13 protein-coding genes, 1 rRNA gene and 1 other annotated feature are annotated in these 13,881 nt (G+C 40.2%); of the genes, 2 read left to right on the forward strand and 12 right to left on the reverse strand.

Features of this window, described 5'->3' with window-relative positions:
• The 11 genes from G541_RS0107620 to apf all read right to left on the reverse strand — a co-directional run.
• Window positions 1-214 (reverse strand): 16S ribosomal RNA (locus G541_RS0107620); the annotation flags it as partial.
• Between the two features lie 514 nt (window positions 215-728).
• Window positions 729-1,985 (reverse strand): tyrosine--tRNA ligase, encoded by a 1,257-nt coding sequence (tyrS, locus tag G541_RS0107625; RefSeq protein WP_027827052.1) that lies wholly within the window; start codon window positions 1,983-1,985, stop codon window positions 729-731.
• Window positions 1,986-2,032: 47 nt separating this feature from the next.
• Window positions 2,033-2,228, reverse strand: a binding site (T-box leader).
• Window positions 2,229-2,672, reverse strand: coding sequence for a Fur family transcriptional regulator (locus G541_RS0107630; RefSeq protein WP_009551997.1), 444 nt, complete (start codon window positions 2,670-2,672; stop codon window positions 2,229-2,231).
• A gap of 112 nt (window positions 2,673-2,784) precedes the next feature.
• On the reverse strand, window positions 2,785-3,366 hold the full coding sequence (locus G541_RS0107635; RefSeq protein WP_027827053.1) for a metal-dependent hydrolase: 582 nt from the start codon (window positions 3,364-3,366) through the stop codon (window positions 2,785-2,787).
• A 13-nt stretch (window positions 3,367-3,379) separates the two neighbouring features.
• Window positions 3,380-6,505, reverse strand: a complete 3,126-nt coding sequence (locus G541_RS0107640) for an AAA family ATPase (protein ID WP_027827054.1) — start codon at window positions 6,503-6,505, stop codon at window positions 3,380-3,382.
• Window positions 6,492-7,628: an exonuclease SbcCD subunit D gene (locus G541_RS0107645; RefSeq protein WP_009552005.1), complete on the reverse strand. Its 1,137-nt coding sequence runs from the start codon at window positions 7,626-7,628 to the stop codon at window positions 6,492-6,494. Before G541_RS0107645 ends, G541_RS0107640 begins: the two co-directional genes overlap by 14 nt.
• A gap of 106 nt (window positions 7,629-7,734) precedes the next feature.
• On the reverse strand, window positions 7,735-8,163 hold the full coding sequence (locus G541_RS0107650; RefSeq protein WP_009552006.1) for a hypothetical protein: 429 nt from the start codon (window positions 8,161-8,163) through the stop codon (window positions 7,735-7,737).
• Between the two features lie 35 nt (window positions 8,164-8,198).
• Window positions 8,199-8,387: a hypothetical protein gene (locus G541_RS0107655; protein WP_027827055.1), complete on the reverse strand. Its 189-nt coding sequence runs from the start codon at window positions 8,385-8,387 to the stop codon at window positions 8,199-8,201.
• Between the two features lie 117 nt (window positions 8,388-8,504).
• Window positions 8,505-9,677 (reverse strand): glycosyltransferase, encoded by a 1,173-nt coding sequence (locus tag G541_RS0107660; protein ID WP_027827056.1) that lies wholly within the window; start codon window positions 9,675-9,677, stop codon window positions 8,505-8,507.
• A complete protein-coding gene (locus tag G541_RS0107665; protein ID WP_027827057.1) occupies window positions 9,674-10,597 on the reverse strand; it encodes a glycosyltransferase family 2 protein in 924 nt (307 codons plus the stop codon). Before G541_RS0107665 ends, G541_RS0107660 begins: the two co-directional genes overlap by 4 nt.
• A gap of 292 nt (window positions 10,598-10,889) precedes the next feature.
• Entirely contained in the window at window positions 10,890-11,453 is a 564-nt protein-coding gene (gene apf, locus G541_RS0107670) for an aggregation-promoting factor (protein ID WP_027827058.1), read from the reverse strand.
• A gap of 285 nt (window positions 11,454-11,738) precedes the next feature.
• Between apf and G541_RS0107675 the strand changes: the two genes are divergently transcribed.
• Window positions 11,739-12,677, forward strand: coding sequence for a diacylglycerol/lipid kinase family protein (locus G541_RS0107675; protein ID WP_027827059.1), 939 nt, complete (start codon window positions 11,739-11,741; stop codon window positions 12,675-12,677).
• Window positions 12,678-12,727: 50 nt separating this feature from the next.
• On the opposite strand, the gene G541_RS0107680 is transcribed toward G541_RS0107675, so the two are convergent.
• The gene (locus G541_RS0107680) at window positions 12,728-13,450 is read right to left on the reverse strand and encodes a hypothetical protein (protein WP_027827060.1); all 723 of its coding nucleotides are present in this window, start codon (window positions 13,448-13,450) and stop codon (window positions 12,728-12,730) included.
• Window positions 13,451-13,645: 195 nt separating this feature from the next.
• On the opposite strand from G541_RS0107680, the gene G541_RS09685 reads away from it, so the two are divergent.
• On the forward strand, window positions 13,646-13,881 hold a 236-nt coding region (locus G541_RS09685), incomplete at its 3' end, for a helix-turn-helix domain-containing protein (RefSeq protein WP_155824556.1).

Genomic DNA, 13,881 nt, shown 5'->3' on the forward strand with positions numbered 1-13,881 from the left:
CAAATGACCTATGCGGTATTAGCATCTGTTTCCAGGTGTTATCCCCCGCTTCTGGGCAGGTTACCTACGTGTTACTCACCCGTCCGCCGCTCATCGGTAAACCATCGTCAATCGGATGCAAGCATCTTCAATCAGTTGGGCCGATGCGCTCGACTTGCATGTATTAGGCACGCCGCCAGCGTTCATCCTGAGCCAGGATCAAACTCTCGATTTAAAATCTTAAGTCGATTAGACTCGTAAAAATTACTAGCGAATTGACATTCGCAAATGTTTCGCTCTTGCGTCTAGCAAGAAGCCCTACACATTTGATTTGTCGAAACTTTGTTCAGTTTTCAAAGATCTACTTTATCGCGATGCGACTTGATTATATTACCAAAACCATCAATCGATGTCAAACACTTTTTTGAATCAATCACTTAGCTTTTACAACAATCAACTTGTTTCGCATCAACAGCATGTATTACTATAGCCACTTTTACCGCCAGCGTCAACCCCTTATTTTTAAGATTTGCATCCACAAAAATCACCACGGTCATCAAATCCGAACTTTAAACAAATCTATTGTTTTAATGCCATATAAATAAGCGCTTTATCAAAGAATATCTACATAAAACTATCCGTTTGTTCGTTAAATCACTTCAAAAAAATTCTTCTTTTTCACGCTCAGTATTTATTATCTAAACAAAAAACAGGAAAAGAGTAGCTTCCCTTTCCCTGTTAATAATTAATTATTTTACTCGTGCTAAGAAATAACGCTTCTTTCCCCGCCGAACAATCACAAATTTCCCATCAAATGCTGCAGCTGTGTCAATTTCTGCATCAACATCAGTGATCTTTTCTCCGTTAATCCGGATAGCGCCATTCTTCACATCTTCACGCGCTTGACGCCGCGAACTTTCAATTTTAGCCACATCTACTAGCCACAAAATAATATTTTCCTTACCAGCTGGCACTTCAACCGTTGGCATCTTCTTAAACCCTTGTTCAATTTCGTGAGCTGTTAAATTCTTTACTTCGCCAGAGAAGAGAGCTTGAGAGATGTTTTCTGCTTCCCGTACTGCTTCTTCGCCATGGACAAACTTGGTCACTTCTTGGGCTAACCGCCGTTGCGCCTCACGCTTTTCTGGTTCTGTCTTGACCTTTTCAGCTAAAGCTTCAATTTCTTCCTTACTTAAGAAAGTAAAGTATTTCAAGAATTTGACTACATCCCGGTCATCTTGGTTCAACCAGAATTGGTAGAATTCGTATGGCGTAGTCTTTTCTGGATCTAACCAAACAGCACCGCCAGCTGTTTTCCCAAACTTGGTCCCATCAGCCTTTAGCATCAGTGGCACAGTCAAACCATATGCTTCAGCCTTAGATCCTTCGGTTTTGTGAATCAAATCAACCCCGGAAGTGATGTTTCCCCATTGATCCCCACCACCAATTTGCAGTTGTACATCACGTGTTTGCCATAAATGTAAGAAGTCAATTGATTGTAAGATCTGGTAAGTGAATTCTGTGTATGAAATCCCAACTTCTAGACGACTAGCGATGATTTCCTTGTTTAACATTGTGTTAACGTTGAATAACTTCCCATAATCACGCAAGAACGTTAGCAAGCTGATCTGTGACAACCATTCATAATTGTTAACAATTGTAATATTATCCGCACCGAACAATTTTTGCATTTGCTTTGTTAGTGCTTGTTCATTGTGCCGTACCTGTTCCATTGTTTGCAATACCCGTTCTGACTTTTTGCCTGATGGATCACCAATTGAACCTGTCCCCCCACCAATGATAATGTGGGCCCGATTTCCAGCCATCTGGAAACGCTTGAGAATCATGAATGGTACCAAGTGACCAATGTGTAAACTATCACCTGTTGGATCAACTCCACAGTATAATCCAACCGCTTTTTTATCTAATAACTTACTCAAACCTTCTTCATCAGTTACTTGGTTAACGGCTTCCCGCCATTTTAGATCTTCGAGAATGTTTGCCATACTCGTACCTCCTTAATAAATTAAAAGTCCCTAGTATCAGTATCGATACTAGGGACGAAATTTTCCGCGTTACCACCCAGGTTACTGGAGATAGTTCTCCAGTCGCTCTGTCATCGATAACGGAATGACCCGCCGCAACTCCATAGTTGTAATTCAGATAAATGGTTTTTCCTGGTTTACAGCTCCCACCAGGTCTCTGACAAAAGGGACCATCATCCTACTGTACCACTTCAACGTCACAAGTTATTTTGCTAATTCAGCTTGACAGTCAGGACATAATCCATATACTTCGCACTGACTATTGTAAACCTTAAAACCAGTTGCTTGTGCAGCATCCTGCTCTACCGCCTGGAAACCATCATGAAACACGTCGATGATTTTATTACACCGCACACAAATCACATGATAGTGAGGTTTCTGATAATAATCATACCGCATATGTCCATCGCTGTCAGCTGCAACTTGAATTATTAATTCTTTTTCTTGGAGAATCTCTAAGGTGTTATAAACCGTTGCTAAACTTACCTTAAAGCCGTTAGCAGCAACGTGTTCGTGAATCATCTTGATTGAAGGATGTTCCTTAGAAGTCATCAGATAAGATAAAATCACCTGCCGTTGAGGCGTATTTTTGACATGTTTGGCCCGTAATTTAGCTGCCGCTTGTGCTAATGTTGCTTGGTTTTCCATCTTAGCAAGTCTCCTTTCTCTAGGCTCTAAATACGTTCTAATACTACTTTCACTCTACTATTTTTACTCATGATTAGCAATTATTTAATATTATAATTTTTAAAAACAACTATCAAAAATACAGCATAGTTTGTATCCGCATGATCCACATTCCTATCTTTCCTTGTACATCAACGGGAATAATATGCGACCAAGCTGTCTGATAAAAGAGATATAATTCTACAATTATTAAGCACATAAAGAAACCTAACAACAAATACTCGCTCAAGCTTCCAGTTCGATAATATATGAATAAACGTTGTTTACGTTTTTTGTTAAAAAACGGCCACGTCCAATGAACCCCGCGTGAGGAAAAACTATCTTCGATAATATGCGCAAGATATCCCACAATCAACCAAAACGGCAACCATTTAGTTGGCGGTGCAAGATAATTTTTTTGAAAAAATAGCATCAACCCATACACTACAAAAATACCTATAAACGAATGCGTAATCCCGCGATGACCAAACGCGGTGCGTGTTACGTTACTAACTACTTTGTGCCGCTTTCCAATAACTGATTGTGGATGATCAATATCTGGCAGAAGACTACCCACCGCTAAGGCTCCAACATTAATCCATGAAACCTCATTACTAGCGGCCACCAAGGGTAGCGTTAAGGCCAAGGTTGTTGTTATGTGTGTTTTCCATTGCACTTCACATCCCTCCTTATGATTGAATAACTCCGTCAATCATGTAGCGGATATGACTTCGACCGTTTTCTTGGATCACCTGCAACTGATTAGGAATTTCTTCCTCCATCCCTTCAACGTGACTAATCATACCAATCAATCGGTTCTGGCCTTCAATAATCCGAATACTATCCAAGACATTGTTTAAGGCCCCGATGTCTAAAGAATCAAACCCTTCGTCGATAAATAATGCTTCGACTTGTGGTCCACCGTGCTGACTCTGAATAACTTCACCCAGCGCTAGGGCCAAAGTCAAAGAAGCAATAAATCCTTCACCACCGGAAAGCGTAGATACAGAACGCTCTGTTCCTACAAACTCATCAAAAACATTAATTTGCAAGCCCGTCGTTTTACGGTATTTACTTTCTTCACTACTCAAAGTGAAATAATACCGATCTTGGAGTAAATGTGGTAGCCGTTCATTAGCTACTTGGAGAACTTGTTCTAAATAATGCTGTAAAACAAACCGTTCCAATGATAAGTGGTGGTCCCGGTTGTTTCCAGCAACAGCTTCAACTAACTGATGAATAAATCGTTGTTGCGTTTCATTATGTTTAAAATTTTCCCACAGCTGCTTAACTTGAGTATAAACCTGCTCATACTCCGTTAGGTCACGCTGCATCCGCCCCAAAATAACATTGGACTGCTCTTGTTGTGTACGCAATGCCTGCAATTTTTCTTTTAATGGTGATAGATCGTGCATCTTTTGCCCGGCTGTCTGGTCCTGCAATTTAGCATACTGCTGCTGGCGATTATTATAGTCATTAAACCAATTTGTCACTTTGGCGCGCAGTTGCGGCAAACCTGCCAAGTTTACTGTGTATTCTTCTAATTGGCGAATCGTCATTGCAACCGGAGCTTCACTAACAGCTCGTTCTAACTCTTGTCCACACTTGTGAATAACCGCTTCATTGTCTTTAATGAGTTGTTGATAAATCTGAAGCTGGCCCTGGATAGTTGAATAGTTTTGATCTAATGTATTTTTTTCTTGGTCCAATGCTTTCCGTGCAGTAGCAACTTGAGCAATAAAATCTTTATTTGCTTGGATTTGTTGTTCAATAGTCGCTAAATGTACTCCTGCTGGTACTTGTTGTAGAAGTTCATTTCGCTTGTTATTAATTATTTGCTGTTGTTCATGCCAGTCTGTTATTTGCGTTGCAATGGTTGCTTGTCCTGTTTCATTCTGTTGTTTTTGCACTGTGGCTTGGGTTACCTTTTGAGTAATATCAGCCAATTTATTTTCCAAGAACTCTGCCTGATGTTTGCTCTGAGCAAGCGCTGTTTGCTCTTGCATCAAGACTGCCTGACAATCAGCATTACTTTCAACCGTAACTTCCTGGGGAAGCATTTCTGTAAACTGATTTAATAGCTTTTCTACATCTGCCGTTTGGTTTGTTACTTGTTCTTGTAACTGAGCATATATAGCTTCTTGCTGATGGAGATAATTGCCTGCTCGTTCCCGCTCAGCCTGAGCTTTTTCATAGTCTGCCTCTGTCACTGACGTTATCTGAGTGGTAGCCACACGCGGATGATCTAAGGCACCACATACCGGGCAAGGTGTCCCTGGCTCTAACTGTTGAGCTAGTTGGGCAATTTGTTTAGCTACCCAATCATTATTAACGGCAGCGAAAACACGGTCTGCTTGCTGAACTTCTTGTTTGGCCTGAAGTATGCGCTTGTGTGTATTCTTCTTTTCTTTTTGCAGATGTTTCAATCGTTCTGCTTGCGTGCCAATACTCTGAGCACTTTGTTTAAGTTGGAAATAGCGCTGTTCTTGAGCTACTATTTTGACCGCCAAGTCTTCCTTCTGTCCGCTTAACTCTATTTGTCGGTGGAGATCCTGTTGCAAGTTTGCGTTCATGATCACCACTTGATCCTCAAGCTCAGTTTGACGTCTTTGGGCAGTGACCAATCGATTCTGCAACTCGGAGAATTGCCCATCGAGGTCAGCTAATTGCTGTAACATTTGGGCTTGGTTTTGTAATTGTTCTTGAGACTGGTTTAAAGCGACCGCTCGTTGCTCTTTTTCACTCAATTTGTGATTTTTATGCGCCCATTTTTCTAAAGCAAGCTTTACCTTTTCCATCCTGGCTTGCTGTTCTTGCTGATGCTGTTGCCCTTCTCGTAATTGTTTTTGCGCTTCATTTCGCCTAGTCAATGTTGTAACTTGTGTTTGAACCCACTCTAGCAATGCTACTCGCTGTTTATCAGCTTGCATTTGTGGCAACTCAGCTTGCAAGCTCTGCAATTGAGTTTGTAAATCCCGTAATTCTTGGAGACGATCATTGATTTGTTGATAAGTAACTAGTTGGTCTTGCCACTCTTTTTCTGTACGTTTTTGCTCCGCTATTCTCGCTTGTTGCTTTTGAAGATCTGCTTGCCGATCAGCGATTCGTTCATTCCAAGTATTGAGCCAATGGTCTGTGCTGTCTAAGGCTAAGTCACCCTGGGGGTCAACCTGACTTTTAATTGCCGCCAACTGTGCCTCCTGTTTTTGCAAAGTTGTTACCATTTTCTTAGCAGCATCCACCATTTGTTCTTTCCACTGTTGGTAAGCTTCCGTTCTAAAGATAGTCCGCAATGTTTTTTCTTTTTCATCACTATCAGCCAACAAAAACTTGTTAAATTGCTCTTGTGGAAGCAAAACTACTTGTCGAAACTGCTCAGCTGTCAAACCCAGGATTGCCAAGATCTTCTGGCGTACTTGTCCACTTTTTTTCAAAGTTACTTCTTTTTGGGGAGTTACATAATAGGTTAAACTAACCTCTTCACCATATTCTTTATTTCCTGTGCCGCGTTTTTTTCGCAAAACTTGTTTAGGCTGGCGAATTAGAGTGTAGGTTGTATCCTGATGTTCAAAAACCAATGACACGACAGTGCGCTCATCTGGTCCGGCAAAATTTGCTCGCAACTGGTTTCCTTCTCGCACTTGACCCGAAGTTTCCCCAAAAAAAGCATAAACTATTGCGTCAAGAATAGTAGTTTTCCCACTTCCTGTTTTACCTGCAATCAAAAATACCGGCTTATCAAAAAAGCGACTAAAATCAACCGTTTCATCCACATAAGGACCAAAATATTGCATCCGTATTTTAATTGGTTTCATTGTCATCCACCTCCTGTCGAACCTTTAATGCCCACTTTTCTTGTGCTGGTGCGAGTGGTTGCCCCGTGACATATTGATAGAAATCACGTAATACTACTACCGGATCTAACTGCTCACTATGTACATATCGTGAAATATTATTCCTCTGCTGAGGGTGGCGCCGAATACGCCGGCGAGTTAGTTCAAATAATCGGGGATAAACAGCATGGAGCCGATTAAACGCATCCATTACTGGTTCCTGATCAGTAAGCTCTACCGCTACATAATCTGTTTTCTCAACTTGAGCTTGCTGATCAAAACTTGTTACGTCAGCAAACGTCCCGGTAAGTTTCTTGATTGCATGCAAAGGCGTCAGTGGAATAAATTGACTGTTAAAGGGTGTCGTATCTATAATTCGGACGCCTTTAGTTTGGGTAATCTCGCCTGTGGAAAACATGAGGGGAGTACCACTATATTTAATTTTTTCATCAGTTAATGCTTGGGGATTGTGAATATGTCCCAAAGCCACATAATCAAAGGGCTGCAACACACCCGTTGCTACCATATCTACCCCTCCAACCACCGCCTCACTTTGTTGCGTACTACCGGCTTGATTAGCAGCAAAAAAGTGCGCTACTAAAACATGTTTTTTAGTTGGATCAAACATTTTTTGCATCTGTGCCACCAGTTTGATAACCGCATCCTGGGTGGTTTTGATTGTCCGATCAGCAAAAAAATTACGTGCCTGATACGGTTCAAAATATGGCAATAAGAAGAACTGCGTATCGTCAATGATAATTGGTTTCATTGCATCTTCAAGGTCAGTTACAATATGAACCCCCGCTTGTCGCATCCACTTATCCCCAGTACTCAACCTGACAGCTGAATCATGATTTCCACTAATTATTAGGAGTGGCAAATGTTCATGCAAGTTTAAATATTCCAACATCCCATTAACAGTCTGAACACTTTCTTCGCTAGCCAAACTCCGGTCGTATAAGTCCCCTGCAATTACCACTGCATCAACTTGTTCTTGCCGAGCAATTGCCACTATTTTTTGAAATGCATCTTGTTGCTCTACTTGTAATGAAAAGTCACCCAAGCGTTTACCAATATGCCAATCCGCCGTGTGTAAAAAACGCATCTTATCCTCCTACCGATCACTTGTTCGTTATTTTTAACAACATTATAGCATAGAAAAAGGACGTAACTTTTTCTGTTACGTCCCCTTTTTTATTTAAATTCGCTCGTTATTCAGCTTGTGCTTCGTCATCTGATTGAAATGGTTTCAATGCTGTCTGTAATGCATTTTGGAATAAATCATCTAAAACAGATACCAGTTGGTCTGGATCAGCAAAATTATTCAATGCATCATCTGTATCAGGAATAACAGTATCACTAACAAAATCAACTAAACTATTATGCATCTCCACCACAAATTGGTTGTCATCATCATTTAGTTGAAAGCCCTCGTCTACTCCGGCCCGTTCACTAGCAACCTGCATCATGCGAATAGCAGTATAACTTCCTGCATGTCGGGTCATTTCTCCCACACAATCTGAAAGCGGAATTGCCATTTCGAGATACTTTCCGTACAAGTCTTGTTGCCGTTTAAATAAAGTATATTCTTCAGTTAAAAAGTCCAGGAGATTTTCTTTTTCTTCATGATATTTATACATAACTCCACCTCAATTATTGACTGATTACGTTATTTCTATAAAGCTCCGTTGATAAATAGATAAAATAAGAGGTAACTGCCTCCGCCTAGGCAAATAATTCCAATAGCCAGAATTAAAATCTTTATCAACAACATATTACGTTGTCGTATTGTCCGGGCACTAATCAGCATTATCACACCGATCACGATCAACAGTACCAACACTAGCATCAATGATAGGCCCATAATTGCCCCCTTAGTCCTGCGACTCCAGTCTTGATTATAAACCTTCCCTTACTAGGATAACTAGTTAAGGACACTGCTCTTAATCTATTTATAACAAGTATACCAAAGATCCTACTGTCATTCACTTTCCACTTGCAAAAGGCTTTCCCACTTAGAAATTATTTTATCTAGCGAATATTTAGTTGCTTCTTGCAGAGCGTTGTGATGTAACTTCTCCCACAATTGTTGATCTTCAAGTAACCAGGCAATGGCTTGGGCAAAGCCTTGACTACCGGCCGACTGAGGAACAACGATTCCATTGTAACCATCTACAACCAAATCATTAATAGCTGGAATATCAAATGTGACTATTGGGCACCCCATTTCCAAAGCTTCTAGTATAACTAATGGCATTCCTTCCCAATACGAAGTTAGCAAAAACACTGAGCTACGTGCAAAAACTGTTGGCATTTCTGTAACGCGTCCCAGAAAATGAACCTGCGTTGCCAGATCTAATTGCTGGCATAAAGTGGTCAAGGTTTTGGCCTGTGAGCCAGTGCCTGCAATTTCGCATTGCCATTCAGGATTCAATTGGTTTAAATACGCTAGTGAGTATAATAATCGTTCATATCCTTTGACTGGTTCCAATCGTCCCGCTGCTAATAAATTTCTTCCATAATGAACTTTGATTGGGCTTACAAAGGTCCGAGGATTGACAATTTGTTGTACTTGACAATGAAAGTTATTCTCCATAGTCTTCACATCATCACTCGCCAATACTACATAAGTGTCTAGTTGTTTTAAATATCGCTGAAATAGACTGCGCCGTTGAAAATAATATTGCCGTGGTAAATAGAAATAATTTTGACAGCGGCCATGCTGCCATCCAGCGGTTTTTGCTTGGAGATGAGGGGCTAACCACGCTAGAAGAACACTGCGCCATCCTTCCACCCCAATTATCCAATCAAAATTTTGCTCATTAAAAAACGTTATCAATGGTTGGGCCGGAGGAAAATAGAGCAACTTCATCAAAGGAGAAAAAACTTGGTGATTTAACAGTCCTGTTTTATTATTCAATATCCGTCCCCAACGGTAGATATTTCCCATCCGGGGACGATGAAAAGAATACGTCTTCCGAATCAATGTAACTTTGCGACTAAATTTCGGATCAAAAGCGACAACGTCAGCAATACGGTCTTCAGTTACAACCACCACATCGTGCTTTTTAGCCAATGCTCCAGCAATCACTCGCGTTACTTGCTGAACGCCACCAAGTTTAATCACAGAAGTAACCCAAAAACATATTTTCATCGGTTCCCCTTCTTTCCATTCTTTTTCAGATTCAACCGTTGCCTAAGCTCAGCAGTATCAAAGAGACATGCCCGAATCAAACTTAACCGATCCCATAAATAATATTTAATGTCAGTTCTTAACCCTAGTTGAGACTGGCGTGCTTCATAACGAAGGCGGTGGATTTGATACCATTTACAGGTCAAAGTAGTTTCATGCCCATATTGTCGATAGATATATCTTTGCCCACAAAACCGTTTATAATGATCCTTTGAAATCTGATGACCATCGTGCCAATAATGATCAACTAGGAAACGAGGCACAATTACGCATCGATACTGACGACTGATTCGCAACCATAATTCGTAATCCTGGAATGCCAAAAGTCCATCCCTAAACAAATCACTTTTAGCAAATACTTCCCGGCGAATCAAAGGACGCGAAGTCCCGCCAATGTAATTAATAAACATTAAATCATCGAAACTCACGTCAGTCGTATCACTTCCGAAATGATAATTATATGTTTCAACCTTAGGAGGCTTATTATTTTGGCTTATAATCTTCCGGCCCCAACAACTCACCAAGCCAATATCTTGATTAGTAAAAAATTGCAACTGAGTTGCTATTTTATTAGGAAACCAAACATCATCGTCATCTAAAAAAGCAACAAACTCACCACGACTTTCCCAAAAACCACGATTTCGTGAAAATTGCCCGCCTTGATTGTGCGTATTACTCAAATGCTTGACGTGATCACCAAAAGTAGCCTTAACTTGATGCGACAACTTTGTATGTAAAGAACTATTCTTGCCATTATCATCAACTAGGATCAACTCAATATGTGGATATGTCTGGTGGAGAACAGAATCAATCGCGCGTTTTACTAATGAAAATGGTCGTCCGTAAGTTGTAATGATTGCTGACACTAACGTATTTTCCATGTTCTCTCACTCCTTTATTCCACTTATTACTAGGAGGCGCCATCATATTGAATTAATTAAAATAATATTATAAATCCACTTTTATGATACTAATGGCGATTAATTATTGTCAACTTGCAAACCTTTTAGCGTATAGCGTTACTCAACGATCAAAGGTTCCTTAATTAGTAATAACAAATGATCTTCTCGATAAGCTGTTTAGCTTCTAGATTAATGAGTAAAAAAAGACTGGAAAATGCTATTTTCCAGTCTTTTTTACTCGGATATTGATTTAATAAACTGATACATTATTTTAGTACCAACCATGGCTTAACCAATGTGACTTGGCTGCTGACCATGAGCCATAACGAGAAGCAACATAATTATCTGCCACACATTCTTGGTTAGCTGGTGAATAATCACCACCTAAGTAAGAACGACTCAATTGGTACTTACCATAATAGTTACCGTTGGATGCAGTATAAGATCCACCAGACTCATGACTAGCAATCCACGCCTTAGCTTCAGCATCGGAACCAGTAGCTGTACTTGGTGCTTGAGTTACTGGAGCTTGGTAAGCCGCCTGGTTCGTGTTACCAGTATTAGCGGAAGTATTATTGGCGGTTCCGTTAGTAGTATTAACAGGTTGTTCCCCTGTTACCAATAACTTTTGGCCGACAAGAATTAAGTTTTCGTTTTCTAGCTGATTAAGTTGCTTAATCTTAGCAACAGTTGTATCAAAGTGTTCAGCAATTTCAGAAACGGTATCGCCAGCCTTTACAGTATATGTTACGTTATCGGCATGCGCCGTAGAAGTTCCAACTACAAACATTCCCCCAGCAGCAGCTACTGACATTAAAACTTTCTTCATTGCCATAGTAATATTTCCTTCCTTAATTCTTTTACTTGTTTAAGTATTAACTAGTTTTATTTTTTAACTAAATCACATTCTTAGTATAATGTTCGGATATAACAGGCACTTGCCAGGCAAGTTACAAATTCGGCCTTTTTTGTAACATCGCCATAAATCCGTAACTTTTAAGTAACCTTATCTCCACAGCCATAGTTTTTTATTTCCCATGCTTCACTTTTATGTTTTACCTTTCATTTAAAATTGTTCTATAATGTAAGACATAACTATTAAAATGAAAGGAGTAACTCTGTGAAGAAACGCAATTATCTTTTCATTGTTAATCCAGAAGCCGGCAGTGGCCATGCGCAACAGGTGTGGCCCCAGTTGCGTCACTGGTTAAATGAGCAGCAGCTACTGTACTCTGTTCATTTCACTCAATATCCTCATCATGAGTACCAGCTCGCACAGGAGCTTGCCCACTACCTGACTTCAACTACTATCTTAGTGGTTGTTGGGGGTGACGGGACACTCCATGAGACATTGAATGGTCTTCATCATGCTGGTGTTCAAGTTACTATCGGTTATATTCCCTGTGGATCGGGGAACGACTTTGCGCGTGGGGCTAACATTCCTGCAGATCCCCTTGCAGCATTACAGAAGATCACTACTACCACTGATCCAACCACTCTTGATATTGGTGTTTTTTACGAGAAAACGCGCAATATTACTGCCGTTTTCACGAATAATTTAGGTATTGGCTTTGATGCCCGCGTTGTTCATCAAACTAACCGAGCGCCAAGTAAGAAATTCTTAAATAAGGTACGCTTAGGTATTTCTAGTTATGTTTTGTCAGCTATCAATGCCTTTTTTAGGCAACGCGCATTTCAACTCACTGCTACTATCGACAGGAAAACCCAAACTTATGAGCGTGCTTTTTTGGTAACTACTACTAACCACCCTTACTTCGGTGGTGGTGTCCCGATTATGCCCCTTGCCAAAATGAATGATGGTAAACTCGATTTAGTTATCATCGAAAAAAAATCTACCTTAAAGTTCATCTGGCTGTTCATAACTATGTTACTTCCGGGGCATAGATACCTCAGTTTTCGCAATTTTCACCACTTCCAAGCCAATCAAATTGACTTATCCACTACTAGTTCTGAATTTGGTCAAGCTGATGGGGAAGTTTTGAACAGTGATCCTTTCAATATTAGTTTCACTCTCAGCAAACAACAATTTTTAATTTAAAAACGTGTGTCTTTCAGTGAGATGATTATTTCATCAAAAGACACACGTTTTTATTTAACTAAAAATACTTGATCATTAATAAAATCTACTTGTGGATGATTGCGGTTAAGTTCTGCAACCAGGGTCAAGTGGCTATTTTGCCAAAATGCCTTGGAATTAGTTGCACCATTCTTTTCCCCAATCACAATAAATTTTCCAGCCCACTTTTGCTGACGCAAAAATTGGAGAATATGCCAATCAATTTCGTCCTGGTCAGGCGCCCACGCCAAAACAATGTTATCCACCACTCGATAATATTTTTGAACAGCCACCAGTGCATCGCTATTTTCCACTGTTGTCCATGGATGGGGATGTTCATTGTCTTGTCCTTTCCAATCCAAATTATCCGTCGCACGCATATTGGGGACAAACTTCGTTAATACTGCATTACCTGCCATTAATTCTAAACTCTTTGTTTGTTCAGCATTAATGAAATGTTTCAAATCCTGCACCCATCGCCGAGAAAAGAGATGCCATATGCCAAACTTTTCCACAAGGAGCTGGCGCAGATCTAATAATTCCGATTCAAATGTTAGTAACTGCGGATACTTCCCTAAATTATCCACAAGTTCTGTTTCAGAAAACTCCAAGGAAATTAATTGGCCTGGGAGTTCATGCTGTTTTATTGCTGCAAGGATTTGCTGCACTACCCTGATTCGAGTCTGTGCCGGGACAAAATCCCGGTATTCATCCAGCCAAGCTGCTAATTTTTGTTGATATGCTGTCAGTTCCATTGTCTCACCTTCTATACTATTCTCATTCAGTATACGCCATCGTATTGTTAAATACTCATTATAGAAAGATTGTTTGCTCACTTCTTTTCTTTTAGGCAGATTGTAAAATTTAAGTTGAACATTTTAGTGGACAGAAAAACCCATAAAGGTCTTTAATGGTGTCGTTACAACATTCCATTAGAAAGAAGGACCTTTATGGGCACCACTATCTTATCATTTGAAGACCGCATTGTCATCGAAACGCTTCGTCATGAAAAGCGATCTCTTCGATATATCGCTGATTACCTGGGCTTTAGTAAGACTACTATCTTTAATGAAATTCACCGGTTAAAGGGTGAATACCATGCGACTAGTGCGCAAGCCGACCACGAAACTAAACTTAGTTATCGTGGTCGTAAATGCTCATTAACGGCTAACCTCAAGCGACTAAT

It is taken from the genome of Ligilactobacillus saerimneri DSM 16049 (assembly GCF_000423265.1).
GTDB classification, from domain to species: domain Bacteria; phylum Bacillota; class Bacilli; order Lactobacillales; family Lactobacillaceae; genus Ligilactobacillus; species Ligilactobacillus saerimneri.